The sequence below is a fragment of the Streptomyces sp. NPDC030862 genome, from assembly GCF_055571835.1.
The window spans coordinates 57,579-82,859 of the sequence record NZ_JBVIEN010000008.1 but is presented as its reverse complement, the minus strand read 5'-3'; the positions used below and the strand labels follow the sequence as shown (position 1 = coordinate 82,859).

Genomic DNA, 25,281 nt, shown 5'->3' with positions numbered 1-25,281 from the left:
CCCAAAGGAGAACGCTAATTGCGGTCGTTTTGTTGTGTTGGCTTTTTCATTTTTGGTTCGGTTCCGTCCGGGGGGGGGGGGGGGGGGGTCCCCCCCCCCCCCCCCCCCCCCCCCCCCCCCCACGCGCGTGAAGCCCCTACAGGCTCTCCAGGAAGCCCAGAGCGATCTGCCAGGTCCGCTCGGCGGCGTCCTCGTCGTAGTCCGGCAGGTCCGGGTCCATGTACAGGTGACCGGCCCCCGGGTAGCGGTAGACCTCCACATCCGCCCCGGCCCGCCGCATCCGCAGGTACCAGGCGTTCAGCCAGTCGTCCGGCTCGAAGGGATCGGGGTCGGCGACGTGCAGCTGGACCGGCAGCTCGTCCACGGACGCGACCTCCGCGAGGTCGGACGTGCCGTGGAACAGCAGCAGCCCGCGCGCCTTCTCGTCACCGAGCGCCAGGGTCTGGGCGATCGACGCGCCCATCGAGAACCCGGCGTACACCAGACCCCGCTCCGAGTAGGCCGCCGCGGCCAGGATCGCGCGCTTGAGCAGCGTCTCCTGGCCGATCCGGTCCTTGATCGCCATGCCTTCCTCGACCGTGCCGGCGGTTTGGCCCTCGTAGAGGTCGGGCACGTGCACGTGGTGCCCGGCGGCACGCAGCCGGTCGGCTGCGGCGTGCACGGCCGGGCGCGGACCGTAGGCCGAGTGGAAGAGCATGATGTCCATCCGGCCATCCTGCCAGCAAGCACCGGAAAGGGTCGGAGTCCCGGATCCATGGAGAACGCGCTGCGCCCGTTGACCGTCGTCGGTGGCTCGGTGGTGCTCACGCTGGTCGTCGGCTGGCTCGTCGACCTGCTGCTGCGCCGCATCGACGCCAAGCACCCCGAGACCCCGCTGTGGGACCTGCTGCGCCGCTGCCGGATACCCGTCCAGGTCGTCCTGCTGACCGCGCTCCTGCGCGGCACGTACCGGCAGACCAAGTGGCAGGTCGTCGTCCGCCACCAGGAGGTCATGGGCCAGGTGCTCTCGCTCGTGCTGATCGGCGCGGGAGCCTGGCTGGTGGTGCGGATCGCCGCCGCCATAGTGGAGTCGAGTTACGCCCGTTACGCCTCGTCCACGCGCGACACCGCCCGGGTCCGCCGGGTCCGTACCCAGGTGACGCTCATCATGCGGATCGTCACGGCGGTGGTCGGGGTGGTGGCGGTCGCGGCGATGCTGCTGACCTTCCCCGACTTCCGGACCATCGGTACGTCGATGCTGGCCTCCGCCGGCATCATCGGCATCGTCGCCGGTGTCGCCGCCCAGTCCACCCTCGGCAACCTCTTCGCCGGGTTCCAGATCGCCTTCGGCGACATGGTGCGGATAGGCGACACGGTGGTGGTGGACGGCGAGTGGGGCGTGGTGGAGGAGGTCACGCTGACGTTCCTGGCCGTACGGACCTGGGACGAGCGCCGGATCACGATGCCCGTCTCGTACTTCACGAGCAAGCCCTTCGAGAACTGGTCGCGCGGCGGCGCCCAGATGACGGGCACGGTCTTCTTCCAGCTCGACCACGCGGCGCCCGTCGTGCTGATGCGCGACAAGCTCAAGGCCATCCTGCGCGACAGCCCCGCCTGGGACGGCCGCGACTGGTCGCTGGCCGTGACGGACACCACGCCCACCACGATCCAAGTGCGCGCGGTCGTCACGGCGAAGGACGCGGACGACGTCTGGACGGTGCGCTGTGCCGTACGGGAGCAGATGATCGCCTGGCTGGTCAAGGAGCACCCGTACGCGCTGCCGCGCGTCACCACCGCGACCGCCGCGCCCGCGCCCTCCCCCGACGGCCAGTGGCGGGACGACAAGCCGCCGCGGGCCGCCGAGGTGCTCAGCAACAACGTGGACGCGTACGTCGTACGGAACGAGGAGAAGCGGCCGCCTCGGAAGCAGAAGCCCCGACAGCAGCGGCAGCCGGAGCCGCAGCCGCCCGAGCCGCGCACCGGCCGGGGCTGACCCCCCTCCGGACCCGGGCACCGGACCCGAGCACCGGCCCCGAGGGGCCGGCCGGGCGGCTCAGCGCAGGCTGTGGACGTCCAGGTGCCGCAGCACCCGGTCCACGACCTCCGGGTCCGCCCCCGGCTCGCTGCGCGCCGCCAGCACCTCGTGACGGGCGGCCGACAGCATCTCGTGCTGGATGCGCTGCATCCGACGGAACCGCTCGGCCCGCCGCGCCGCCGTCGACCGGCGCTCCTCGTCCACCAGGTCCGGACTGATCCGCGCGCCCACCTCGAACGCCATCCGCTGCAACCGCTCCTGGAGCTCCTCCGGAAGCTCCTCGACCTCCTGGATCTCCTTCAGGCGCCGCTTCGCGGCCTTGGCGGCCCGGACGGCCAGCTCGCGCTCCAGCGCCCGCTCGGCGTCCGTGTCGGCCCGCACACCGAGCTTCCTGACCAGCCACGGCAGGGTGAGCCCCTGGAAGACGAGGGTGGCGATGATCACACAGAAGGCGATGAAGATGATCTCGTCGCGCCATGCGAAGGCCGCCCCCGAGTCGTCGCGCAACGGGACGGCGAGCGCCAGGGCGACGGACGCCACGCCCCGCATGCCGGACCACCACATGACGACGGTCTCCCGCCACGTCATGGGGATCTCCTCGTCGTAGTCCCCGCCCGTGTGCAGCCGCTTGGCCAGCCATGTGGCGGGCAGCAGCCACAGCAGCCGTACGCCGACGACGCAGGCGGCGATCGCGCCGCCCCAGCCGAGCATCTCGCCCAGCCGGTCCTCGGCCGTACCGAAGACGTTGTGCAGCTCCAGCCCGATCAGTCCGAAGGCGATGCCCGTGACGAGGACGTCGACGATCTCCCAGAAGGTCCGCCCGGCCAGGCGGCCCATCACGTCGTCCGCGTCCACGGCGTTCTCGGCCAGGTAGAGGGCGGTGACCAGGACGGCGAGGACGCCGGAGCCGAGCAGTTCCTCGGCGAGGACGTAACTCACGAACGGCACCAGCAGCGTGAGACCGGTCTGCAGGGTCGGCTCGCCGAGCATGCCCATCAGCCGGTTCGACAGCCAGCCCAACGCGAGCCCGACGGCGACGGCGACCACCGCGGAGAGCACCAGCTGCCCGGCGGCGCGCGGCCAGGAGAACGTGCCGCCGACCGCTGCCCCGATCGCCACGTGGTACAGCACGATCGCGGTGACGTCGTTGAACAGCCCCTCGCCCTCCAGGATCGACACCAGCCGGCGCGGCAGGCCCAGGGAGCCCGCGACGGCGGTCGCGGCCACCGGGTCCGGGGGCGCCACGAGCGCCCCGAGCACCACGGCCGCGGCGAGCGGCAGCCCCGGTACGACGGCGCTGGCGACGGCGGCGACGGCCGCCGTGGTAACGAAGACCAGCGCCACGGCGAGCAGGAAGATGGGCCGCTTGTTGGCGGCGAACTGGCTCCAGGAGGTGCGCTGGACGGCCGCGTACAGCAGGGGCGGCAGCACGAGGGGGAGGATGTAGTCGGGTGGGATGTCGACGTTCGGTACGAAGGGGAGGAGGGCGAGGACCATCCCCGCAAGCGTCATCAGCACCGGCGCGGGCAGCCGCAGCCGCTCCCCCAGAGGGACGGTCACCACCGCCCCGAGCAGCAGCACGAGCAGCAGAGCCAGCTGGTCCACGGTGCGCCCTCCACCCGGTGGGGCCGATCAGACGATCATCAACCCTGCCAGCCTGCCACGAGCGCGGTCGGCTCAGAGCGTCCGACGCATCGCCAGGTGCGGTATGCCCGCGTCATGGAACTCGGCGCCGTACGCCGCGTACCCGAGCCGCTCGTAGAAGGCGAGCGCCTGCGTCTGGGCGTGCAGGTCCACGGCGGTCAGGCCCCGCGCGCGGGCGGCGTCCTCGATGGCGCGCACCAGCGCCACCCCCACGCCGAGGCCGCGCGCCGTCTTCGCCACCGCCAGCCGGCCCAGCGAGCCGACGCCCTCGGCGCCGCCCGTCTTGGCGGCCGCGTCCGGCCCGTACAGCAGCCGGCCGGTCCCCAGGGCGGTCCCGTCGGCGCGGCGGACGGCCAGTACGTGCACCGCGGTCGCGTCGTACGCGTCGTACTCGATCCACTCGGGGACGCCCTGCTCGACGACGAACACCTCACGGCGCACGGCGAAGCCCGCCGCACGGTCCTCGTCGGTCACGGCCTCCCTCACCAGGAAGGGGCTCACGCACTCTCCGCGGCGATCGTGTCGAGGGCGTGCTGGAGGTCCGCCGGGTAGGTGCTCTCGAACTCGACCCAGCGGCCGTCCGCCGGGTGCTCGAAGCCGAGCCGGACGGCGTGCAGCCACTGCCGGGTCAGCTTGAGGCGCTTGGCGATCGTCGGGTCGGCGCCGTACGTCAGGTCGCCGACGCAGGGGTGGCGGTGGGCCGACATGTGGACGCGGATCTGGTGGGTGCGGCCCGTCTCCAGCTTGATGTCCAGGAGGGACGCCGCGCGGTACGCCTCGATCAGGTCGTAGTGCGTCACGGAGGGCTTGCCCTCGGCGGTGACGGCCCACTTGTAGTCGTGGTTCGGGTGGCGCCCGATGGGCGCGTCGATCGTGCCGCTCAGCGGGTCCGGGTGGCCCTGGACGAGCGCGTGGTAGCGCTTGTCGACCGTGCGCTCCCGGAACTGCGCCTTGAGGAGGGTGTACGCCCGCTCCGACTTGGCCACGACCATGAGCCCGGACGTGCCGACGTCGAGGCGGTGCACGATGCCCTGCCGCTCCGCCGCGCCGGACGTCGAGATGCGGTACCCGGCCGCCGCGAGGCCACCGATCACGGTGGTGCCGGTCCAGCCGGGGCTCGGGTGCGCGGCCACGCCGACCGGCTTCACGATGACGACGATGTCGTCGTCGTCGTGGACGATCTCCATGCCCTCGACGGGCTCCGCGACGATCTGTACGGGCGCGGGGGCGGCCGGCATCTCGACCTCCAGCCACGCGCCGCCGCTCACCCGCTCGGACTTGCCGACGACGGCGCCGTCGACGAGCACCTTCCCGGAGGCGGCCAGCTCGGCCGCCTTCGTGCGGGAAAACCCGAACATTCGGGCGATGGCGGCGTCGACGCGCTCGCCCTCGAGGCCATCGGGAACGGGCAGCGTACGGATCTCGGGAATCGTGCTCACCCGTCGAGTATGCCTTGTCAGTCCTTGTGGACGGTCCCGTCGGGGTCCAGGCCCCGGAACGACAGGATGACGATCAGGAACCCTCCGCACACGATCGCCGTGTCGGCGAGGTTGAAGACGGCGAAGTGCGCGGGGGCGATGAAGTCCACCACCGCGCCCCGGAACACACCCGGCGAGCGGAAGATCCGGTCGGTGAGGTTGCCCAGCGCGCCGCCGAGCAGCAGGCCGAGCGCGAGGGCCCACGGCAGGCTGTACAGCTTGCGCGCCAGGCGGATGATCACCACGATCACCGTCGCCGCGATGACCGTGAAGATCACGGTGAAGGCCTCACCCATCCCGAACGCCGCGCCCGGGTTCCGTACCGCCCGGAACGTCAGCAGCTCGCCGATCACCTCGATCGGCTCGTGGTGCTCCAGCTTGGCCACCACGAGCATCTTCGTGCCGAGGTCCAGCAGGTAGGCCACCAGGGCCACGGCGAACAGCGCGACGATCCTGCGCCTGCCCTTGGGCTGCTCGGCGGGCGCCGCAGCCTCGTCGTCCACATCCGGCGTACCGATGATGCGCTCCGCCTCTGCCACGTGAGTCCCTCAACCTAGGTGCCTGACTGACCACGAGGGTACGGCACACACCTACGGCTTCAGCCTCGCCGTTCCTGCTTCTGCTTGTCCTCCACGCACAGGGTGGCCCGCGGGAACGCCTGCATGCGCGCCTTGCCGATCGGCTTGCCGCACACCTCGCACAGACCGTACGTCCCCGCGTCGAGCCGCTGCAGCGCGTGCTCGGTCTGCTCCAGGGTGGCGCGCGCGTTCGCGGCGAGGGCCATCTCGTGCTCGCGCGTGATGTTCTTGGTGCCGGTGTCGGCCTCGTCGTGGCCGGCACCGTCCCCGGAGTCCCGCATCAGCCCGGACAGGGCCTCCTCGGAGGCCGCGATCTCGGCCTGGAGGCGCACGACCTCGCCCTCCAGCCCGGCCCGCGCCTCCGCGACCTCCTCGGGGCTCCAGGGCTCCTCACCGGGCCGTACGGCCAACTCCTCGGGCGCCGCCTCGGCGACACCCCGGGCCGGCGGCACCGGCTTCGCGGTCTTCGCCGTGGTCACGTCCGCGATCTTCTTCGCTGCCACCGTCCTGGCTCCCGTCTTCTCCGCGGCCTGCGCCGCCCCCTCGGCCGCGGCTGCGGCCTTACCGGCGGCCGCCTTGGCCGCCCGCTTCTTCCCGCCCGCCGTCCCGGCCGGCGCCTCGCTCTCAGCGCCACTCCTACCCGCCGGCGCCGCCTCTGCCCCGCCACCCGGCGCCTCCAGGGCAGCGGCCTTGGCGGCGGCTTCGGTGGCGGGCGCCTTCTTGGTGGCCGTCTTGCGGACGGCGGCCTTCTTGGCGGCGGTCTTCTTGGTGGCGGTCTTCTTGGTGGCCGCCTTCTCGACAGGCGCGTCCTCAGGGCCCGGCTCCTGGACGGCTGCCTTCTTGCCAGGTGCCTTCTTGGCAGGCGCCTTCTTGGTGTGCGCCTCCCCGGCGGCCGGCTCGTGGGCGGCGGTCTTCTTGGCAGGCGCCTTCCTGGTGGCCGCCTTCTTGGCAGGTACTTCCTCCGCAGCCGGGTCCTTGGCGGCCGACTTCTTCGCCACCGCCTTCTTGGCGGGCTTCTTCTCCCCGACCGCCTCCGCCAGCGCGTCGCCGTGGGTGATCTTCCGGACAGGCGTCTTCTTGGCGACGGCCTTCTTCGGCGCCGCCTCCTTGGCAGGTGCCTGCTTGGCAGGTGCCTGCTTGGCAGGTGCCTGCTTGGCAGGTGCCTGCTTGGCAGGTGCCTGCTTGGCGGCCGGCTTCTTCGCCGCCGACTTCTTCACGGGCTTGTCCGCGCCGGCCTCCAGCGCGTCGCCCTGGGTGACCTTCCCGGCGGGCGCCTTCTTCGCGGACTTCGCGGGCTTCGCCGACGGCGGCTCCGCGGCCGGGCCCGGGGCCTCCTTCGCCGCGCTCCCGAGCCTGCCGGGCTTGCGCTCGGCGCCCGGGGCCGTGCCCCCGGCACGCGCCGGCGTCCTCGCGGTCGTCTTCTTGGCGGCCGTCTTCTTCGCGGCGGTCTTCTTCGCCACCATCTCGCGGCCCCTTCACATATTGTGATCTTGCTCGCGAATCGTGCTGGGACGATAAATCGACTCCAGCCCCGCGGCAACGGGGCACGCCGCCGGTTCCGATCGCCCCATGCCCGCGGCAAGACAACCTGCATCCGTTGTGCCCAGCTCGCCGCGGCGTAATCAGGCCACCGACCGGCGCCACCGGCCCGGGCACGAGGGTGTGGCATTCGGGTCAGTCCGGGCCCCGCCGAAAACCGGTCGGCCCCTCGCCCGGCGGGCCCTTACACTGGGCGGAGCGAAAGGCGTGGATGGGGACGAGTAGCGTCGTACGCAGCCATGAGCGACCCGGGGACGGTGAGAGCCCGGGGGCGAGCCCGATGTGAAGCATCACCCCGGAGCCGCCGGAAGAACGCCCTCGGGAGACCGTGGGTCAGTAGACCCGGCATCGCGACCCGAATGAGGGGGCTCAGGACGCCCAGCCGGGCGCCCGGGGCCAAGGAGGGTGGTACCGCGGGAGCACGCACGCGCTCTCGTCCCTCCGACGGAACGAGCAACAGTCCGCCGGAGGATCCGATGTCGCAGTACCGCCAGGTACCCGCCCAGGTCGACCTGCCCGCCCTCGAGCACGCGGTGCTCGATTTCTGGCGCGAGCACAAGGTCTTCGCCAAGAGCCTCGAGCAGTCCGAGGGCCGCCCGGAGTGGGTCTTCTACGAGGGCCCGCCCACCGCCAACGGCATGCCCGGCGCCCACCACATCGAGGCCCGCGTCTTCAAGGACGTCTTCCCGCGCTTCCGCACCATGCGCGGCTACCACGTCGCCCGCAAGGCCGGCTGGGACTGCCACGGCCTGCCGGTCGAGCTCGCCGTCGAGAAGGAGCTCGGCTTCTCCGGCAAGAAGGACATCGAGGCGTACGGCATCGCCGAGTTCAACGCCAAGTGCCGCGAGTCGGTGACCCGCCACACGGACGCGTTCGCCGAGCTGACGACCCGGATGGGCTACTGGGTCGACCTGGACGACGCGTACCGCACCATGGACCCGGAGTACGTCCAGTCCGTCTGGTGGTCCCTGAAGGAGATCTTCGACAAGGGCCTGCTGGTCCAGGACCACCGGGTCGCCCCCTGGTGCCCCCGCTGCGGCACGGGCCTGTCCGACCACGAGCTGGCGCAGGGGTACGAGACGGTCGTCGACCCGTCCGTCTTCGTGCGCTTCCCGCTGACCTCCGGCCCCCTCGCGGGCGAGGCGGCCCTCCTGGTCTGGACGACGACCCCGTGGACCCTGGTGTCCAACACCGCCGTCGCCGCCCACCCCGAGGTGCGCTACGTCGTGGCGACCGACGGCAACGAGAAGCTGGTCGTCGCGGAGCCGCTCCTCACCAAGGCCCTCGGGGAGGGCTGGGAGGCCACCGGCCAGACCTTCACCGGCGCCGAGATGGAGCGCTGGACCTACGAGCGCCCCTTCACCCTCGTCGACTTCCCGGAAGCGGCCCACTTCGTCGTCAACGCCGACTACGTCACCACCGAGGACGGTACGGGCCTGGTCCACCAAGCGCCCGCCTTCGGTGAGGACGACCTGAAGGTCTGCCGCGCGTACGGCCTGCCCGTGGTGAACCCGGTCCGCCCCGACGGCACCTTCGAGGAGGAGCTCGACCTCGTCGGCGGCCAGTTCTTCAAGAAGGCCGACGAGGCCCTGACGGCCGACCTCCAGGCCCGCGGCCTGCTCTTCAAGCACATCGCATACGAGCACAGCTACCCGCACTGCTGGCGCTGCCACACGGCGCTGCTCTACTACGCGCAGCCGTCCTGGTACATCCGTACGACCGCCGTCAAGGACCGGCTCCTGGAGGAGAACGAGAACACCAACTGGTTCCCGGACTCCGTCAAGCACGGCCGCTTCGGCGACTGGCTGAACAACAACATCGACTGGGCCCTGTCCCGCAACCGCTACTGGGGCACCCCGCTGCCCATCTGGCGCTGCGAGGAGAACCACCTCACGTGTGTCGGCTCCCTCGCCGAGCTGACCGAGCTGACGGGCACGGACCAGTCCTCCCTGGACCCGCACCGGCCGTACATCGACGACGTCACCTTCCCCTGCCCGACCTGCCGGGAGACCGCGACCCGCGTCCCCGAGGTCATCGACGCCTGGTACGACTCGGGCTCGATGCCGTTCGCGCAGTACGGCTACCCGTACAAGAACAAGGACCTCTTCGAGAAGCGCTATCCGGCGCAGTTCATCTCGGAGGCCATCGACCAGACCCGCGGCTGGTTCTACACGCTGATGGCGGTCGGCACGCTGGTCTTCGACAAGTCGTCGTACGAGAACGTCGTCTGCCTCGGCCACATCCTCGCCGAGGACGGCCGGAAGATGTCCAAGCACCTGGGCAACATCCTCCAGCCGATCCCGCTCATGGACCAGCACGGCGCCGACGCGGTGCGCTGGTTCATGGCGGCCGGCGGTTCCCCGTGGGCCGCGCGGCGCGTGGGCCACGGCACGATCCAGGAAGTCGTCCGCAAGACGCTGCTGACCTACTGGAACACGGTGGCCTTCCAGGCGCTGTACGCGCGAACGACCGGCTGGGCGCCGTCGGCCGCCGACCCGGCCCCGGCGGACCGGCCGCTGCTGGACCGCTGGCTGCTGTCCGAGCTGCACGCGCTCGTCGACCAGGTCACGCAGGCCCTGGAGGCGTACGACACGCAGCGGGCCGGCAAGCTGCTGTCCTCCTTCGTCGACGACCTGTCGAACTGGTACGTGCGCCGCTCGCGCCGCCGCTTCTGGCAGGGCGACAAGGCGGCGCTGCGGACCCTCCACGACGTCGTGGAGACCGTCACGCGCCTGATGGCCCCGCTGACCCCGTTCATCACCGAGCGGGTCTGGCAGGACCTGGTGGTGCCGGTGACGCCGGACGCGCCGGAGTCGGTCCACCTGGCCACCTGGCCGGAGCCGGACCTGTCCGCCATCGACTCTGCCCTCTCGTCCCAGATGGCGCTGGTGCGCCGCCTGGTGGAGCTGGGCCGCGCCACCCGCGCGGAGTCGGGCGTGAAGACCCGCCAGCCGCTCTCCCGGGCGCTGGTGGCGGCGGCGGGCTTCGAGGCCCTCTCCCCGGAGCTCCACGCGCAGATCACCGAGGAGCTGAACGTCTCCTCCCTCGCCTCCCTCTCCGAGGTCGGCGGCTCGCTCGTCGACACGACCGCCAAGGCGAACTTCCGCGCCCTGGGCAAGCGCTTCGGCAAGGGCGTCCAGGACGTGGCCAAGGCCATCGCGGCGGCGGACGCGGCGGCGCTCTCCCTGGCCCTGCGCGGCGGCGAGGCGGCCCTGGAGGTCAACGGCGAGACGATCACCCTCACCCCCGACGAGGTGATCATCACGGAGACCCCGCGCGAGGGCTGGTCCGTCGCCTCCGACGCGGGCGCGACGGTCGCCCTGGACCTGGAGATCACGCCGGAGCTGCGGCGCGCGGGCCTGGCCCGTGACGCGATCCGCCTGATCCAGGAGGCCCGCAAGAACAGCGGCCTGGACGTCGCGGACCGGATCACCCTGCGCTGGCGGTCCACGGACGCGGAGGTCACCGAGGCGCTCACGGACCACGCGGCCCTGATCGCGGACGAGGTCCTGTGCACGGACTACGCCGCCGGGGAGGCCGACGACACCTTCGGCGCCCCGTTCACGGACGAGTCCCTGTCCCTGACGTTCCGCCTCCGCAAGGCGTAACCCGCAGGCAGACGAGAGGGGCCCGGCCACACCACGTGGCCGGGCCCCTTCCGTATGCCCGTACGGCACGCGCATGGCCGTACGGCACGACAAAAGGGCCGGGGCCCAGGACATGTGTCCTGGGCCCCGGCCCTACAGCCTGCCGGCCGACGGCTACGCGCTCAGCGCGCGACCGCGCCCGTCAGTTGTCGTCCTCGTCGATGAGGAAGCCACGCATCGGCGACGGCGCCTGCTGCATCGGCTGGGGCGCCTGCGGCCGCACCGGTGCCATCGGCTGGGTCATCGCCGGCGACATCTGCTGCTGGCCGCCGTACGACGGGCCACCACCCATGCCGGGGTTGCCGCCCATCGTCTGGTTGCCACCGTACGACGGGGCGCTCGCACCCGCGGACGCCATCGACGGGGACGGCGGCAGCGACGGCGCGGCGGACGGCGTACGCGGCGGGGCCAGCGAGTCGTCGGCCTGGGTCTCCAGCTGGCGCAGCTGGCTCTCCAGGTACGACTTCAGGCGCGTGCGGTACTCGCGCTCGAAGCCGCGCAGGTCCTCGACCTTGCGCTCCAGCGTGGCGCGGGCCGACTCCAGCGAGCCCATCGCGACGCGGTGCTTCTCCTGCGCGTCCCGCTCCAGGGCGTCGGCCTTGGCGCGGGCGTCGCGCTCCAGGCCCTCGGCGCGCGAGCGCGCCTCGCCGACGATCTTGTTGGCCTCGGAGCGGGCCTCCGCGATCGCCTGGTCGGCGGTCTGCTGGGCGAGGGAGAGCACGCGGGCCGCGCTGTCCCCGCCCGGGCCCTGGCCCGGCTGCGGCATCTGCGGGCCGTGGCCGCCCATGGGGCCACCCATGGTGCCGCCCATCGGACCGCCCATGGGGCCGCCCTGCATCGGGCCGGGGCCCATCGGACCGCCGTGGCCGCCACCCTGCGGGCCACCGTGGCTGGGACCGGCCGGCAGCTGAGGAGCACCACCGGGCAGCTGGGGCGGACCCATCTGCGGGGGCTGCTGCTGGACCGGCGGACCCGATATCCCGGCGGGCACGGGGGCCCCGGGACCCACGGGCCGCTGGTCCTGCTGCTCCGGAGGCTTGCGCATGCCCTGCTGCTGCTGGTTCTGCGCGGCCGCGCGCGTGGCGGCGGCCAGCTTGGCGCGCAGGTCCTCGTTCTCGCGGAGCAGGCGGGTCAGCTCGGCTTCGACCTCATCGAGGAAGGCATCGACCTCGTCCTCGTCATAGCCTTCTCGGAGGCGGACGGTCGTGAACTGCTTGTTCCGCACGTCCTCGGGGGTCAGCGGCATCTCTTCTTCACCTCTACGTAGTCGTCGGCAGTCGGCAGGACCGTTATCGCTCTACACCCTCAGACCCTCATCGCGAAGTTACCCACGATGTTGAGCAGGATGTAGACGATGATCATCAGAACGAAGAAGGACAGGTCGAGTGCCACGCCCCCGAGACGCAGCGGTGGGATGAACCGCTGCAGAAGCTTCAGTGGTGGATCGGTGACAGTGTAGGTGGCCTCCAGAACGACCACCATCGCCTTGCCGGGTTGCCATGAACGGGCGAACTGGAAGACGTACGACATGACCAGTCGGAAGAACAGCAGGACAAGGAAGCACATCAGAGCGATGTAGATCACCTGCAGTGCGACGCTCATCCCGCGCTTCCCTCTCCCCTGGCCATGTCCACCGACCCTTCCGGCCGGCCGTTCCCGGTGTCGTGCTCTCAGCTCTGGTTGAAGAATCCGCCCTCTGCGATGCGGGCCTTGTCCTCCGCCGTGACATCGACGTTAGCAGGCGACAACAGGAACACCTTCTGCGTCACTCGCTCAATGCTGCCATGCAGGCCGAAGACGAGACCGGCGGCAAAGTCGACAAGTCGCTTCGCATCCGTGTCATCCATCTCGGTGAGGTTCATGATCACAGGCGTGCCCTCGCGGAAGTGTTCCCCGATGGTACGGGCCTCGTTGTAGGTCCGCGGGTGCAGCGTGGTGATGCGGTACGGCTCCCGCTCGGACACGACCTTGGGCATGATCACCGGTGCGTTCTTCTCCAGGCTCGGACGTTCAGGTGTGATGGATGCCACGGGGGCGATTCGGGCGGGTCGTCCGCTTTCTGCCGGAAGCGGAACCGGTTCCCTCTGCACGGGTGCTTGCGGAACGACGCGTACCGGTTCTTCCCGCTCCACCTGGAGCGGGGGCTGCGAGTGGCGCCGCCGGTCCCGCTCGGGCTCCGGCTCCAGCTCGGGTTCGAAGTCGTCATCGGGGTCGAAACCCCGGCCGTCGTACCCATCGTCCTCCACGAGGCCGAGGTAGACCGCCATCTTGCGCATCGCGCCGGCCATGCTCTGAGTCCTCCGCTCTGTGGTGGATCGGCAACGTCAGCTCGTGCCCGCGATCCACTGGGCCTGTCCGCTGTTCGGCGGAAATGACCATATTTTCTGCTGTGGTCCGACTTCTTCGCGACGTTACCCGAGCCGGGGTCGGTCTCCGAGTACCGCAGTCCCGATGCGCACATGTGTCGCTCCGGCCGCCACGGCGTGTTCGAGGTCCGCACTCATCCCTGCTGACACCATGTTCGCAGTCGGATGGGCGGTGCGCAGGCGGGATGAGAATTCCATCAGCCGATCGAACGCGGCGCGTTCGCGCCCGGCGTACGGGCCGGCCAGCGGCGCCACCGTCATGAGCCCGTCGAGCCGCAGCCCCGGCGCGGCCGCCACCGCGTCCGCCAACTCCTCGATGCCGTCCGGCGCCACGCCGCCCCGGTCACCCCGCTCGCCCGCCTCGGCGTCGAGCGCGACCTGCACGAGGCACCCCAGTTCGCGCCCGGCGCGCTCCGCCGCACCCGCGAGTGCGCCGACGAGCTTCAACCGGTCCACGGACTGCACCACATGGGCATAACTCGCCACGGAACGGACTTTGTTGGTCTGGAGCTGACCGACGAAGTGCCAGGTCAGATCGAGATCGGCGCAGGCGGCGGCCTTGGGCGCGGCGTCCTGGTCGCGGTTCTCCGCGACGTGCCGTACGCCGAGCTCGTGCAGCAGCCGCACGTCGCTCGCCGGGTAGGTCTTGGTGACCACGATGAGGGTCACGTCCTCCCGCTTCCGGCCGGCGGCCGCGCAGGCGGCGGAGATACGTTCCTCCACCCGTGCCAGGTTCTCGGCGAGCTGGGTCTTTCGGTCCGTCAAGTCCGTCATCAGGTATCAGTCCAGCCAGACATATCCGGCGAGCCGCCCGGTGGTGCGGTCGCGGCGGTACGAGTAGTGGTCGCGCGATTCGAGGGTGCAGACGTCCGATGCGCGCCGGTCGCGCACCCCCAGCGCGTCGAGCTGCGCGTGCACCCCGGCGCTCACGTCGACGGCCGGCGTGCCCCAACTCGTCTCGGAGTGCGCCTCCGGCACGACGGCTGCGACCTCGTTCCGCATGTCCGCCGGGACCTCGTAGCACCGCCCGCAGACGGCCGGACCGGTGCGCGCGGTGATACGGGACGGCTCGGCGCCGAGCGCGGTCATGGCCTCCACGGCGGCCGGCACGACCCCCGCGACCAGCCCGGGCCGCCCGGCGTGGGCCGCGCCCACCACGCCCGCGACCGGATCGGCGAGCAGGACGGGGGTGCAGTCCGCGGTGAGCACGGCGAGTGCGAGCCCGCGCCGCGCGGTGACCACGCCGTCGACCGCCGGGACGTCCCCGCCGCTCCACGGCCCCTCGACCACGGCGATGTCCCGGCCGTGCACCTGGTTCATCCAGACGACGCGCTCCGGGTCGAGCCCGAGCGCCCCGGCGGCGAGCCGCCGGTTGGCCCGTACGGCCTCGGGGTCGTCGCCCACCGCGCCACCGAGGTTGAGCTCCTCGTACGGAACGGCGCTCACCCCGCCCCACCTGTCGGTGAAGGCGAAGTGCGCGCCGTTCACGATGTCGTGCTGTCCTATCACGTCACCGGGTCACTTCAGGAAGTCCGGGACGTCCAGCTCTTCGGCCGAGGTGTCCGGGTACGGGCGCGCCGGCGGCACGGCCGTCGGGCCGCTCGGCGACAGCGACGGCTCGTTCGCGACCGGCGCCGGGTCCACCGGCGGGGCCGGCGGCTCCTCGCGCATCGGTACGCTGCCGAGCCCGCCGATGGACCGGGCGGACTCGGTGGCGCGCGGCGCCGGTGCCGGCTCCTCGCGCTTGGCGGTGGACGAGGCGCCGAGGATGTTGTCGCGCCGCGCCGGGGGCTGGCCCCCGTCGAAGCCGGCGGCGATGACGGTGACGCGCACCTCGTCACCCAGGGCGTCGTCGATGACGGCGCCGAAGATGATGTTGGCCTCGGGGTGGGCGGCCTCGCTGACCAGCTGGGCGGCTTCGTTGATCTCGAAGAGGCCGAGGTCGGAGCCGCCGGAGATGGAGAGGAGCACGCCGCGGGCGCCGTCGATGGACGCCTCCAGCAGCGGCGAGGAGATCGCCATCTCGGCGGCGGCCACCGCGCGGTCGTCGCCGCGCGCCGAGCCGATGCCCATGAGCGCCGAACCGGCCTCGGACATGACCGACTTGACGTCGGCGAAGTCGAGGTTGATGAGGCCCGGGGTGGTGATGAGGTCGGTGATGCCCTGGACACCGGAGAGCAGCACCTGGTCGGCGGACTTGAACGCGTCCAGCACGCTGACCTGGCGGTCCGAGATGGACAGCAGCCGGTCGTTCGGGATGACGATGAGGGTGTCGACCTCTTCGCGGAGCGCGGCGATGCCGTCCTCCGCCTGGTTGGCGCGGCGCCGGCCCTCGAAGGTGAACGGCCGGGTGACCACACCGATCGTCAGGGCGCCGAGCGAGCGCGCGATGTTGGCGACGACGGGTGCGCCGCCGGTGCCGGTGCCGCCGCCTTCGCCGGCGGTGACGAAGACCATGTCGGCCCCCTTGAGGACCTCCTCGATCTCCTCACGGTGGTCCTCTGCCGCCTTGCGGCCGACGTCAGGGTTGGCTCCGGCCCCGAGGCCGCGGGTGAGTTCGCGGCCGACGTCGAGCTTGACGTCGGCGTCGCTCATCAACAGTGCTTGCGCGTCCGTGTTGATGGCGATGAACTCGACGCCTTTGAGACCGACCTCGATCATTCGGTTGATGGCATTGACACCACCGCCGCCGACACCGATGACCTTGATGACTGCGAGGTAGTTCTGCGGTGCTGCCACGTCGAAGGCCTCTCGCCTCGAGTTACGTGTCGCCACTTCGCGGTGGTCTCGCGACGCGGCGACGGATGCCGATGGGACGGTCCGAAACGCCGACCCAAACCCTAACGTTGAAGTTTAGGGTTACCAGTGTCTCTGTTCGCTGGACTCTTCCGGACAGGACACTAAGTCGACAAGTGGCGCACGTTCAACGAACACGCCGAACCTCCCGTTTTTCTTTTCACCCTATGTGATCACCCATAGCGCTGACCAACCAGGGTGCTGGCCAGCGCATATGTGCGTCAACTCCGCGCTGCCGCAGGGGCTGTCGGGGCACTCACGTCGAAGTGCCCCGCTTTGGGCGCCGCCTTCATCAGTGCGAGCAGCGCACGGGCTTTCGCCTCGCCCTCCTCGCCGCTCCCCCACACCACCGTCCGGCCCCCCGTCAGCTCCAGGGTGAGGGAGTCGTACGAGCGGACGCCGACGATCCGGACCTCCCGGGCGACCCGCTCCGGAAGGGCCCCTGCCACGCCGACCGCCTCCCGGATGAGCCGTTCGACCCCGAAGCGGCGCAGGCTCGGCGACTGATCCACCGTCATCCGGAGCAGGGGCACGCCCTTCGGGGCGCGGTCGACCGTGGCGTAGCGGACGCCCTCGGCGTCCACCTCGACGAACTTCGCGCCCGACTCCAGCAGGAGCACCGGTTCGCGTTCGGCCACCTCCAGCACGATCTCGTCCGGCCACGAACGGACGACGTCCACCGAGCGGATCCTGGGCAGCTTGCCGGCCAGCCGCCCCTCGATCGCCTCCCCGTCGACCGAGGCGAGGGCGGACCCGAGCGGTACGGCCGCGGCCGCGCGGACCTGGTCCGGCGTCAGCACGCGCGTACCCGAGACCGTGACCTCCCGGACGCGCAGCCATTTGGAGCCGTAGAGCACCCATACGCCGCCCGCGACGAGCGCGAGGGCGGTGATGATCACCAGCAGGGTGCGGGGCGAGGGCAGCCGCGTACGGCCGCTCCCGGGCCCCGGGCGAGGGGGCCGGGCCGACGAGGTGCCCCGGGGCCCCCGGGCTCCGCGCTGGGCGGTGGTCGTCGGTCCGGCCATGCTCCCTGCCTTCCGCGCGCCGCTACGCCTTCCGGTGTGCGGCGATCGCCTCGTAGACCATGCCGACCAGCAGCTGGTCGGCGTCCCGGCGGCCGAACTCGCCGGCGGCGCGGGACATCTCGTACAGCCGGTGCGGGTCGGAGAGCACCGGCAGGACGTTGTCCTGGACCCACGCGGGCGTCAGCTCGGCGTCGTCGACCAGCAGGCCGCCGCCCGCCTTGACCACCGGCTGGGCGTTGAGCCGCTGCTCGCCGTTGCCGATCGGCAGCGGTACGTACGCGGCCGGGAGCCCGACGGCCGACAGCTCGGCGACCGTCATCGCACCCGCGCGGCACAGCATCATGTCGGCCGCGGCGTACGCGAGGTCCATGCGGTCCACGTACGGTACCGGGACGTACGGCGGCATCCCGGGCATGTTGTCGACGTGCGGCAGTTCGTTCTTCGGGCCGACCGCGTGCAGGATCTGGATGCCGGAGCGCTGGAGCACCGGGGCGACCTGCTGGACGACCTCGTTGAGGCGGCGGGCGCCCTGCGAGCCGCCGGAGACCAGCAGCGTCGGCAGGTTCGGGTCCAGGCCGAAGGCGGCGCGCGCCTCCGGGCGGACCCGGGCGCGGTCCAGCGTGGCGATGGTGTGCCGCAGCGGGATGCCGATGTAGCGGGCGTTGCGCAGCTTGCTGTCGGGGGTGGCGACGCCGACCCCGGCCGCGTACCGCGAGCCGATCTTGTTGGCGAGGCCGGGCCGCGCGTTGGCCTCGTGGACGACGATCGGGACGCCGAGCCGCTTGGCCGCGAGGTAGCCGGGCAGGGCCACGTAGCCGCCGAAGCCGACGACGCAGTCGGCCTTGGTCCGCTCCAGGATCTGCTCGGCGGCCTTGATCGTGCCGCGCAGCCGCCCGGGCACGGTGATCAGCTCCGGCGTGGGCTTGCGCGGCAGCGGTACGGCGGGGATGAGCGCCAGCTCGTAGCCCCGCTCCGGGACGAGCCGGGTCTCCAGGCCCCGCTCCGTTCCCAGGGCCGTGATCCCCACGGTCGGGTCCTGCCTGCGCAGGGCGTCCGCGAGGGCGAGCGCGGGCTCGATGTGGCCGGCGGTCCCCCCACCGGCGAGTACGACATGCACCGAAATTCACCGCTCTCCGGACGGACGCTTCTTGACGCGCCGTCGCATCGACTTCCAACTCACCCCGGCCCCTTTGCCCCACACCGGCTGGCGCATGGCCAGGGCCGCTTTCGCCGCGGGCTCCTGACGCGCGAAGGCGATCAGCAGACCGACGGCGAACATGGTCGGCAGCAGGGCGGAGCCCCCGTAGGAGAACAGCGGGAGGGGGACACCGGCGATCGGCAGCAGGCCGAGCACCGCACCGATGTTGACCACGGCCTGGGCCGTGATCCAGGTGGTCACGCCTCCCGCGGCATACCTCACGAAGGGGTCCTCCGTGCGTCCGGCCACGCGGATACCCGCATAGCCTAGAGCCGCGAACAGGGCGAGCACCGACAGCGTCCCCGCCAGCCCCAGTTCCTCCCCGGTGATGGCGAAGATGAAGTCGGTGTGCGGTTCGGGGAGTTGACCCCATTTTTCCACACTGGCACCGAGGCCGGAACCGAACCATCCGCCCGACGCCAGAGCATAGATGCCGTGCACGGCCTGCCAGCACGTGTCCCCGGGGCCGGGGTCGGTGGCGCCGATGCAGGCGAGGCGGGCCATGCGGTTGCTGCTGGTCCTGATGAGCATCACGCCGATCGCGGCGGCGACCGTCAGCACGCCGACGAACATCCGGGTGGGGGCGCCGGCCAGCCACAGCAGGCCGAAGAGGATCGCGGTGAGGATGATCGCGGTGCCCATGTCCCCGCCGAGCATGATCAGGCCGAGCAGCAGGAAGGCGACCGGGACGAGCGGCACCAGCATGTGCTTCCACTGGGTCAGCAGCCGCCTGTCCTGCTTGCGGGCGAGCAGGTCCGCGCCCCACAGGATCAGCGCCAGCTTGCCGAACTCACTGGGCTGCAGCTGGAAGGGTCCGCCCAGGTAGATCCAGTTCTGGTTGCCGTTGACCGCGTGCCCTATGCCGGGGATCTGGACGAGCACCATCAGGAAGACGGTGCCGACGAGCAGCGGGTAGGCCAGCGCCCGGTGCAGGTTGGCGGGCACGCGGGAGGCGAACAGCAGCAGCCCGGTGCCGATGGCCGCCGCCAGGAACTGCTTGCGGAAGAAGTACGTGTCGGACAGCGACAGCTCCAGCGCCTTGATCTGCGACGCGGAGTAGACCATCACGAGCCCGAGGACGGTGATCAGGAGGCTGGCCCCGAGGATCACGTAGTACGCGGTCAGAGGCCGGTCCCAGGCCCGCCGTGCCCGCTCGTAGAGCGCCCGCACCCCGCTGCCGCGCGGCGGGCGGGGTGCGGGGACGCGGCGGAGCCGGCCCCCTCTGCGGACGCTGGGGGGCCGGCGCAGTCCCGCGGTCCGGGCGCGCAGGGCGAGTCCCGGGAGTCCCGCGCGCCCCGCGCGGCGCGGCATCGCGTGCGGTGCGTACGCGGGGGTGTGCTGGGCCCGCATGGTCGCCGTCCCCTCCAGTCGCTCCGGTCGTGCCCGGCGGCGCGGGACCTGGTCGATGGTCAGGCGCGCCCGGCGGCGAGGGCCCGGACCGCGTCCGCGAACGCCTCGCCCCGCTTGTTGTAGTTGACGAACATGTCCATGGAGGCGCAGGCCGGGGCCAGCAGAACCGTATCCCCGGGCTCGGCGAGCCGGGCCGCTTCCTCCACCGCCGCGGACATCGCCCCAGTGTCGGTCCGGTCGAGGTCGACGACCGGTACCTCGGGGGCGTGTCGCGCCAGGGCTTCGCGGATCAGCGCGCGGTCGGCGCCGATGAGCACCACGCCCCGCAGCCGCTTCGCCGACTTCTCGACCAGCTCGTCGAAGGTGGCGCCCTTGGCGAGGCCGCCGGCGATCCAGACGATGGGCTCGTACGCGGCGAGCGACGCCTCGGCGGCATGCGTGTTGGTGGCCTTGGAGTCGTCGACGTACGCCACGCCCTCGACCTCCTCGACCAGCTCGATGCGGTGCGGGTCGGGGCGGAAGGCGCGCAGCCCGTCGCGTACGGCCTTCGGCTCGACGCCGAAGGCGCGGGCGAGGGCGGCGGCGGCGAGGGCGTTCGCGATGTTGTGCGGGGCCGGCGGGTTGACGTCGGAGATCTCGGCGAGCTCCTGGGCCTGCTTCTGCCGGTTCTCGACGAAGGCGCGGTCCACCAGGAGGTCGTCGACGACGCCGAGCTGGGAGGGACCGGGCGTGCCGAGGGTGAAGCCGATCGCGCGGCAGCCCTCCTCGACGTCCGCCTCGCGGACCAGGTGCTCGGTGACGGGGTCCTGGACGTTGTAGACGCAGGCGACCTGGTTGCCCTCGTAGACGCGGCCCTTGTCGGCGGCGTACGCCTCCATGGAGCCGTGCCAGTCGAGGTGGTCCGGCGCCAGGTTGAGCACCGCGGCGGAGTGGGCGCGCAGCGAGGGCGCCCAGTGGAGCTGGTAGCTGGACAGCTCGACGGCGAGGACGTCGTACCGCTCCTCGCCGAGGACGGCGTCGAGGAGCGAGACGCCGATGTTGCCGACGGCCGCCGTCCGCAGGCCGGCCGCCTCCAGGATGGAGGCGAGCATCCGCACGGTCGTGGTCTTGCCGTTGGTGCCGGTCACCGCGAGCCAGGGCGCGGCGTCCGGGCCGCGCAGGCGCCAGGCCAGCTCGACGTCGCCCCAGACCGGGACGCCGGCCTCGGCGGCCGCGGCGAACAGCGGCTTGCCGGGCGCCCAGCCGGGCGTGGTGACGATGAGTTCGGTGCCCTCCGGCAGGGTCGCCCCGTCGCCGAGGCGGACGGTGATGCCCTCCGCCTCCAGCTCGGCCGCCTGCGTACGGGAGCGCTCGTCGTCGCCGTCGTTGACGACCGTGACGCGTGCCCCGAGGCCGTGCAGGACGCGGGCGGCGGGGATGCCGCTCACGCCCATGCCGGCGACGGTGACGTTCTTGCCCTGCCAGGTGGTACTCACTTGTCGGCTGCCCATCCCGCGTAGAAGAGCCCCAGACCCACGATGACGCACATGCCCTGGATGATCCAGAACCGGACCACGACCAGGACCTCGGACCACCCCTTGAGTTCGAAGTGGTGCTGGAGGGGGGCCATCCGGAAGACGCGCTTCCCGGTCATCTTGAAGGAGCCGACCTGGATGACCACGGACATCGTGATGAGAACGAAGAGGCCGCCCAGGAGGGCCAGCAGCAGCTCCGTGCGGGAGCAGATGGCGAGGCCCGCCAGCGCGCCGCCGAGGGCGAGGGAGCCGGTGTCACCCATGAAGATCTTCGCGGGCGAGGTGTTCCACCACAGGAAGCCGAAGCAGGCGCCCATGAGGGCGGAGGCGACGACGGCGAGGTCGAGCGGGTCGCGCACCTCGAAGCAGGCGTTCGGGTTCGTCAGGGTCATGGCGTTGGCGCAGGACTCCTGGAACTGCCAGAGCCCGATGAAGGTGTACGCGCCGAAGACCATCACCGAGGCGCCGGTGGCGAGGCCGTCCAGACCGTCGGTCAGGTTCACGCCGTTCGACATGGCCAGGATCATGAAGAGCGCCCACACCACGAACAGCACCGGGCCGATGGACCAGCCGAAGTCGGTGATGAAGGACAGCCTGGTGGAGGCCGGGGTCTGGCCGCGGGCGTCCGCGAACTGCAGGGCCAGGATCGCGAAGGCGATGCCGACGATCAGCTGGCCGGCCATCTTCGCCTTGGCCCGCAGGCCGAGCGAACGCTGCTTGACGATCTTGATGTAGTCGTCGAGGAAGCCGACCAGACCCATACCGGCCATCAGGAACAGCACCAGGAGGCCCGAGTACGTCGGGTCCTCGCCGGTGATGACCTTGGCGAGGGCGTACGCGATGAGCGTGGCCAGGATGAAGGAGATGCCGCCCATGGTGGGCGTGCCCTTCTTGCTGCCGTGCGTGCGCGGGCCGTCGTCCCGGATGAACTGCCCGTATCCCTTGCGGGCCAGGAGCTTGATCAGCAGCGGCGTACCGATCAGGGTCAGGAAGAGCCCGATGGCTCCCGCGAAGAGGATCTGCCTCATCGGCCGGCGACCTCGCCCTCGGCAGCGTTCTCGAGCAGTGCCAGGGCGACCCGCTCGAGCCCGACCGACCTGGAAGCCTTCACCAGCACGACGTCACCCGGGCGCAGCTCACTGCGCAACAGGTCGATCGCCGCCTGCGCGTCGGACACGTGCACCGACTCCTCACCCCACGAACCCTCGTTATATGCGCCCAGTTGCAGCCAGGACGCTTCCCTGCCCCCGACCGCGACGAGCTTGCCGACATTGAGCCGGACGGCGAGCCGTCCGACCGCGTCGTGCTCGGCGAGCGACTCGTCGCCGAGCTCGGCCATCTGGCCGAGCACCGCCCACGTACGGCCCCCCTTGGCCTCTGCGGCCTTGCCCATGGCCGCGAGCGCGCGCAGGGCGGCTCGCATGGACTCGGGGTTCGCGTTGTAGGCGTCGTTGACGATCGTCACACCGTCCGGACGCTCGGTGACCTCCATGCGCCAGCGGGAGAGGGAGCCCGCCTCGGAGAGCGCGGTGGCGATCTCGTCGACGGACATGCCCAGCTCATGGGCGACGGCGGCCGCGGCGAGCGCGTTCGACACGTGGTGCTCACCGTACAGGCGCAAGGTCACGTCACTGCACCCGGTGGGTGTGTGAAGCTTGAAAGAGGGCTGTCCGTTCTCCATGAGCCGGACATTCTCGGCACGTACGTGGGCGTTCTCGGCCTCGCCGAAGAGCGTCACGCGCGCGCGGGTGCGGCTTTCCATGGCCCGTACGAGCGGGTCGTCGGCGTTCAGGACGGCGACGCCGCCCTCGTCGGCCGGGGGCAGGGCCTCCACGAGCTCGCCCTTGGCCTGCGCGATCTGCTCGCGGCCGCCGAACTCGCCGATGTGGGCGGAGCCCACGTTCAGCACGAGCCCTATGGTCGGCGGGGTCAGCTCGGTCAGATACCGGATGTGGCCGATTCCGCGCGCTCCCATCTCCAGGACGAGGTGCTCGGTGTCCCGGGTGGCACGCAGCGCGGTGAGCGGCAGGCCGATCTCGTTGTTGAGGGAGCCCGGCGTCCAGACGGTGGGCCCCTTGCGCTGGAGGACCTGGGCGATGAGGTCCTTGGTGCTGGTCTTGCCGGCCGAGCCGGTCAGCGCGACGACCGGGGTGCCCAGGCGCCGCACGACCGCGCGGGCGAGCGCGCCGAGGGCCGTCTGGACGTCGTCCACGACGATGGCCGGCACCCCGACCGGACGGGTCGCCAGCACGGCCACCGCTCCGGCCTCAAGGGCCTGGGGCGCGTAGTCGTGGCCGTCGACACGTTCGCCGACGAAGGCGACGAAGAGGCTGCCGGGTTCGATCTCGCGGGAGTCGCGGACGACGGGGCCGGTGACCTGAATGGCCGGATCCGGTATGTCGTGCGTCTGCCCGCCGACGATTTCGGCGATCTCGGCGAGGGAGAGGGCGATCACTACTTCATCCCTGACTGTTATGGATTGCTTCGCGCAGGACCTGGCGGTCGTCGAAGGGGCGTACCACCCCTGCGACGTCCTGGCCCTGCTCGTGGCCCTTGCCCGCGACCAGCACGGTGTCGCCGGGCTTCGCGCGCGCCACGGCGGCGGCGATCGCGGCCGCCCGGTCCTCGAACACCACGACCTCGCCGCGCTCGTGGACCGGCACCTCGGCGGCGCCGGCGAGCATCGCGGCGAGGATCGCGAGCGGGTCCTCGGAGCGGGGGTTGTCGGAGGTCAGTACGGCGGTGTCGGCGAGGCGCGCCGCGGCGGCTCCCATCGGGCCGCGTTTGGTGGTGTCCCGGTCGCCGCCGCAGCCGAGGACGACGTGCAGCCTGCCCTCGGTGACCTTGCGCAGGGCGCGCAGGACCGATTCGACGGCGTCCGTCTTGTGGGCGTAGTCGACGACCGCGAGGTACGGCTGGCCCGCGTCGACGCGCTCCAGGCGTCCGGGGACGCCGGGGACGGCGGCGATGCCGTCGGCGGCGGTCTGCGGGTCGATCCCGGCGGCGGCGAGGGCGGCGACGGCGGCCAGGGTGTTGGCGACGTTGAACGTGCCGGGCAGCGGGGCCTTGGCGGCCACGCGCTCGCCGTTCGGGCCGAGGATGGTGAACGTGCTGCCCATGGGGCCGATTTCGACGGCCTCGGCGCGCCAGTCGGCGTCGGGGTGGCCCTCGGCGGAGAAGGTGACGACGGGGACGGAGGCCTCCTTGGTGAGCCTCCTGCCGTACTCGTCGTCGAGGTTGACCACTCCGAGGCGGCTGCGGCGCGGCGTGAAGAGCTGCGCCTTGGCCTGGAAGTAGTCCTCCATGTCGGAGTGGAACTCCATGTGCTCCGGGCTGAGGTTGTTGAAGACCGCGACGTCGAAGACGCAGCCGTCGACCCGGCCGAGCACGAGGGCGTGGCTGGAGACCTCCATGGCGACCGACTGGGTGCCGCGTTCGCGCATCACCGCGAACAGGGCCTGGAGGTCGGTGGCCTCGGGGGTGGTGCGTTCGGACTTGAGGCGCTCGTCGCCGATGCGCATCTCGACGGTGCCGATGAGTCCGGTGCGGTGCCCGGCCGCCTTGAGGCCGCCTTCGACGAGGTAGGCGGTGGTGGTCTTGCCGGAGGTGCCGGTGATGCCGATCTGGAGCAGGTCCTCGCCCGGCCGCCCGTAGATCTCGGCGGCGAGCTCGCCCATGCGGCCGCGCGGGTCCTCGGTGACCAGGACCGGCAGGCCGGTCGCGGCGGCGCGGTCGGCACCCGACGGGTCGGTGAGGATCGCGACGGCGCCGAGGTCGGCGGCCTGACCGGCGAAGTCGGCGCCGTGGAGGCGCGAGCCCGGCAGCGCGGCGTACACGTCCCCGGGGCGTACGGCCCGCGAGTCGTGGGTGATCCCGGTGACCTGGCCGCCGCCGGTCACCTCGGTGTCCAGCCGGGCGGCGAGCTCGCCCAGGGGTGTGGGGCGGACCTGGGCCGGACGGGGCGCTCCCGGGTGTTTCGCGGGGGCGTCCTTCTGGGCGGTTCGGGACTGATCAGCGTGTGGCACGGCGGTGAGCGTACCGGGCGTACCCGTGATCGGGCCAAAAGAGGCCGCCGCGGCGCCGGGGCTGCCGAAACGGTTCCCGGGATCGGGGGTGATGGATGTCACTGGGT

The 25,281-nt window shown here is 71.6% G+C and carries 21 protein-coding genes; 2 read left to right on the top strand and 19 right to left on the bottom strand.

The window, feature by feature from the left end; genetic code table 11:
• Nucleotides 1–136: 136 nt before the first annotated feature.
• Nucleotides 137–706 carry a dienelactone hydrolase family protein gene (locus tag ACZ42X_RS22005; protein ID WP_468292628.1) on the bottom strand — a complete coding sequence of 190 codons (570 nt, stop codon included), beginning with the start codon at nt 704–706 and terminating at the stop codon, nt 137–139.
• Nucleotides 707–754: 48 nt separating this feature from the next.
• Between ACZ42X_RS22005 and ACZ42X_RS22000 the strand changes: the two genes are divergently transcribed.
• Nucleotides 755–1,972: a mechanosensitive ion channel family protein gene (locus ACZ42X_RS22000; protein WP_468292625.1), complete on the top strand. Its 1,218-nt coding sequence runs from the start codon at nt 755–757 to the stop codon at nt 1,970–1,972.
• A gap of 60 nt (nt 1,973–2,032) precedes the next feature.
• On the opposite strand, the gene ACZ42X_RS21995 is transcribed toward ACZ42X_RS22000, so the two are convergent.
• From ACZ42X_RS21995 to ACZ42X_RS21975, 5 genes are all read right to left on the bottom strand, one after another.
• Nucleotides 2,033–3,619 (bottom strand): Na+/H+ antiporter, encoded by a 1,587-nt coding sequence (locus ACZ42X_RS21995; protein WP_468292622.1) that lies wholly within the window; start codon nt 3,617–3,619, stop codon nt 2,033–2,035.
• Between the two features lie 72 nt (nt 3,620–3,691).
• A complete protein-coding gene (locus tag ACZ42X_RS21990) occupies nt 3,692–4,159 on the bottom strand; it encodes a GNAT family N-acetyltransferase (protein WP_468292619.1) in 468 nt (155 codons plus the stop codon).
• On the bottom strand, nt 4,156–5,097 hold the full coding sequence (locus ACZ42X_RS21985) for an RluA family pseudouridine synthase (protein ID WP_468292616.1): 942 nt from the start codon (nt 5,095–5,097) through the stop codon (nt 4,156–4,158). Before ACZ42X_RS21985 ends, ACZ42X_RS21990 begins: the two co-directional genes overlap by 4 nt.
• A 17-nt stretch (nt 5,098–5,114) precedes the next feature.
• Nucleotides 5,115–5,675: a signal peptidase II gene (gene lspA / locus ACZ42X_RS21980; protein WP_468292613.1), complete on the bottom strand. Its 561-nt coding sequence runs from the start codon at nt 5,673–5,675 to the stop codon at nt 5,115–5,117.
• Nucleotides 5,676–5,734: 59 nt separating this feature from the next.
• Entirely contained in the window at nt 5,735–7,177 is a 1,443-nt protein-coding gene (locus ACZ42X_RS21975; RefSeq protein WP_468292610.1) for a TraR/DksA family transcriptional regulator, read from the bottom strand.
• Nucleotides 7,178–7,729: 552 nt separating this feature from the next.
• On the opposite strand from ACZ42X_RS21975, the gene ileS reads away from it, so the two are divergent.
• Nucleotides 7,730–10,861, top strand: a complete 3,132-nt coding sequence (gene ileS / locus ACZ42X_RS21970; RefSeq protein ID WP_468292607.1) for an isoleucine--tRNA ligase — start codon at nt 7,730–7,732, stop codon at nt 10,859–10,861.
• A 181-nt stretch (nt 10,862–11,042) separates the two neighbouring features.
• Here ileS and ACZ42X_RS21965 read toward each other — a convergent pair whose 3' ends face one another.
• The 13 genes from ACZ42X_RS21965 to ACZ42X_RS21905 all read right to left on the bottom strand — a co-directional run bounded on the left by ACZ42X_RS21965 (nt 11,043) and on the right by ACZ42X_RS21905 (nt 25,276).
• A complete protein-coding gene (locus ACZ42X_RS21965) occupies nt 11,043–12,146 on the bottom strand; it encodes a DivIVA domain-containing protein (protein WP_468292604.1) in 1,104 nt (367 codons plus the stop codon).
• Between the two features lie 59 nt (nt 12,147–12,205).
• Nucleotides 12,206–12,502 (bottom strand): YggT family protein, encoded by a 297-nt coding sequence (locus ACZ42X_RS21960; protein ID WP_468292601.1) that lies wholly within the window; start codon nt 12,500–12,502, stop codon nt 12,206–12,208.
• 68 nt (nt 12,503–12,570) lie between these two features.
• Nucleotides 12,571–13,188, bottom strand: coding sequence for a cell division protein SepF (locus ACZ42X_RS21955; RefSeq protein ID WP_355358453.1), 618 nt, complete (start codon nt 13,186–13,188; stop codon nt 12,571–12,573).
• Nucleotides 13,189–13,311: 123 nt separating this feature from the next.
• Nucleotides 13,312–14,031, bottom strand: coding sequence for a YggS family pyridoxal phosphate-dependent enzyme (locus tag ACZ42X_RS21950; protein WP_468293393.1), 720 nt, complete (start codon nt 14,029–14,031; stop codon nt 13,312–13,314).
• 15 nt (nt 14,032–14,046) lie between these two features.
• Complete coding sequence (pgeF, locus tag ACZ42X_RS21945) at nt 14,047–14,775, bottom strand: peptidoglycan editing factor PgeF (protein ID WP_468292597.1); 729 nt, start codon at nt 14,773–14,775, stop codon at nt 14,047–14,049.
• A gap of 9 nt (nt 14,776–14,784) precedes the next feature.
• On the bottom strand, nt 14,785–16,005 hold the full coding sequence (gene ftsZ / locus ACZ42X_RS21940) for a cell division protein FtsZ (RefSeq protein ID WP_468292595.1): 1,221 nt from the start codon (nt 16,003–16,005) through the stop codon (nt 14,785–14,787).
• A 278-nt stretch (nt 16,006–16,283) separates the two neighbouring features.
• Nucleotides 16,284–17,087, bottom strand: a complete 804-nt coding sequence (locus ACZ42X_RS21935; protein ID WP_468292592.1) for a cell division protein FtsQ/DivIB — start codon at nt 17,085–17,087, stop codon at nt 16,284–16,286.
• 22 nt (nt 17,088–17,109) lie between these two features.
• Complete coding sequence (murG, locus tag ACZ42X_RS21930; RefSeq protein WP_361414550.1) at nt 17,110–18,204, bottom strand: undecaprenyldiphospho-muramoylpentapeptide beta-N-acetylglucosaminyltransferase; 1,095 nt, start codon at nt 18,202–18,204, stop codon at nt 17,110–17,112.
• Nucleotides 18,205–18,210: 6 nt separating this feature from the next.
• Nucleotides 18,211–19,596, bottom strand: a complete 1,386-nt coding sequence (gene ftsW, locus ACZ42X_RS21925) for a putative lipid II flippase FtsW (RefSeq protein WP_468293390.1) — start codon at nt 19,594–19,596, stop codon at nt 18,211–18,213.
• A gap of 98 nt (nt 19,597–19,694) precedes the next feature.
• Entirely contained in the window at nt 19,695–21,125 is a 1,431-nt protein-coding gene (gene murD, locus ACZ42X_RS21920) for a UDP-N-acetylmuramoyl-L-alanine--D-glutamate ligase (protein WP_468292588.1), read from the bottom strand.
• Entirely contained in the window at nt 21,107–22,177 is a 1,071-nt protein-coding gene (gene mraY / locus ACZ42X_RS21915) for a phospho-N-acetylmuramoyl-pentapeptide-transferase (RefSeq protein ID WP_468292585.1), read from the bottom strand. The genes murD and mraY overlap by 19 nt, the downstream gene beginning before the upstream one ends.
• The gene (locus ACZ42X_RS21910; protein WP_468292582.1) at nt 22,174–23,604 is read right to left on the bottom strand and encodes a UDP-N-acetylmuramoyl-tripeptide--D-alanyl-D-alanine ligase; all 1,431 of its coding nucleotides are present in this window, start codon (nt 23,602–23,604) and stop codon (nt 22,174–22,176) included. Before ACZ42X_RS21910 ends, mraY begins: the two co-directional genes overlap by 4 nt.
• A gap of 4 nt (nt 23,605–23,608) precedes the next feature.
• Nucleotides 23,609–25,276: a UDP-N-acetylmuramoyl-L-alanyl-D-glutamate--2,6-diaminopimelate ligase gene (locus ACZ42X_RS21905; protein ID WP_468292579.1), complete on the bottom strand. Its 1,668-nt coding sequence runs from the start codon at nt 25,274–25,276 to the stop codon at nt 23,609–23,611.
• Nucleotides 25,277–25,281: the final 5 nt, after the last annotated feature.

Coding starts and splice junctions, on each gene's coding strand:
- ftsW (WP_468293390.1), bottom strand. CDS start 19,596: ATGCCGCGCCGCGCGGGGCGCGCGGGACTCCCGGGACTCGCCCTGCGC.
- ACZ42X_RS21965 (WP_468292604.1), bottom strand. CDS start 12,146: ATGCCGCTGACCCCCGAGGACGTGCGGAACAAGCAGTTCACGACCGTC.
- ACZ42X_RS22000 (WP_468292625.1), top strand. CDS start 755: ATGGAGAACGCGCTGCGCCCGTTGACCGTCGTCGGTGGCTCGGTGGTG.
- murD (WP_468292588.1), bottom strand. CDS start 21,125: ATGGGCAGCCGACAAGTGAGTACCACCTGGCAGGGCAAGAACGTCACC.
- ACZ42X_RS21955 (WP_355358453.1), bottom strand. CDS start 13,188: ATGGCCGGCGCGATGCGCAAGATGGCGGTCTACCTCGGCCTCGTGGAG.
- ACZ42X_RS21975 (WP_468292610.1), bottom strand. CDS start 7,177: ATGGTGGCGAAGAAGACCGCCGCGAAGAAGACGGCCGCCAAGAAGACG.
- ACZ42X_RS21935 (WP_468292592.1), bottom strand. CDS start 17,087: ATGGCCGGACCGACGACCACCGCCCAGCGCGGAGCCCGGGGGCCCCGG.
- mraY (WP_468292585.1), bottom strand. CDS start 22,177: ATGAGGCAGATCCTCTTCGCGGGAGCCATCGGGCTCTTCCTGACCCTG.
- ACZ42X_RS21960 (WP_468292601.1), bottom strand. CDS start 12,502: ATGAGCGTCGCACTGCAGGTGATCTACATCGCTCTGATGTGCTTCCTT.
- ACZ42X_RS22005 (WP_468292628.1), bottom strand. CDS start 706: ATGGACATCATGCTCTTCCACTCGGCCTACGGTCCGCGCCCGGCCGTG.
- ileS (WP_468292607.1), top strand. CDS start 7,730: ATGTCGCAGTACCGCCAGGTACCCGCCCAGGTCGACCTGCCCGCCCTC.